This window comes from Sinorhizobium sp. CB7 (assembly GCF_041357635.1).
Lineage (GTDB): Bacteria > Pseudomonadota > Alphaproteobacteria > Rhizobiales > Rhizobiaceae > Rhizobium.
The window spans coordinates 1-890 of sequence record NZ_JAULLL010000062.1 but is presented as its reverse complement, the minus strand read 5'-3'; the positions used below and the strand labels follow the sequence as shown (position 1 = coordinate 890).

The 890-nt window shown below is 63.9% G+C and carries 1 protein-coding gene; it reads right to left on the bottom strand.

The annotated features are described in order from the left end of the window. Positions 1-36: 36 nt before the first annotated feature. On the bottom strand, positions 37-834 hold the full coding sequence (locus AAE029_RS36175; protein WP_371077759.1) for a lytic transglycosylase domain-containing protein: 798 nt from the start codon (positions 832-834) through the stop codon (positions 37-39). Positions 835-890 lie beyond the last annotated feature (56 nt).

The window sequence follows — 890 nt, the reverse complement described above, 5'->3', positions numbered from 1 at the left end:
CACGGCGGCTTTTTAGCTGGATGCCGGCCTAACTGTCTAACTGCCGTCGATCGCCTCGCCGATGCGGGCGATTGCCTGCTGATAGACACTCGCGGAGCTCCAGCCAGCGATGGCGCCCATGTTGCCTTGATAGCCCCCGCCGGCCCGCCAACCGTGCGCCCTGAGGAAGTTGGCCGTTGACATCAGGGCAGTACTCGTGTCGCGCATGTTCCTGCTGCCGACGCCGTACTTCAGGACATTCCCGGGCAGGAACCCGGTTTGGCCGATCTCGCCGTGCATGGCGCCGACCGAGCGGGCGCTCAGCACGCCGCTGTCGACCAGCTTGAGCGCCGCGATGGCATGCGGCGCGAAGAATTGCGGGCGGCGGCAATCGTAGGCGAGCGTGACGATTGCCGACACAGTGTTCTGGTTGCCCATGGAGGCGCCGAAGCCGGTCTCCATACCCCAGATGGCGAGCAACACCCCGGCGGGCACGCCGTACTTACGCTCGATGTTGCCGAAGAGTGCTGCGTTCGCCGTCTTGAGCGATTGGCCCTTGGAAATAATCGCGGACCCACCACGTCGTCTCATAAAGTCGTCGACCGAACCGCTGAAAGCCTTGTTGACGGAGCGGTCGGCCCGGATGGTCCCTACGGCGTATTTCGCTCCGAGAAGCGCTGCAAGACCCTTCCCCCTGACGCCGGCGGCCTTTGCCGTCTCGGCAAACTCCACTTTCCACTGTTGAAACCCGGCAGCGCTTTTGCCACATGAGGCCGCCTCGGCAACGCACGTGAGAAGGCAGAAGGCGAGGGCGCCCGCCGCAGCGATCAACTGTCCCTTAGCAAAGAACGCCATGTCGCTCTCCTAGTCGGCCTGATCCATCAAGCATCCGGCCGCATGGCGTCACTCCT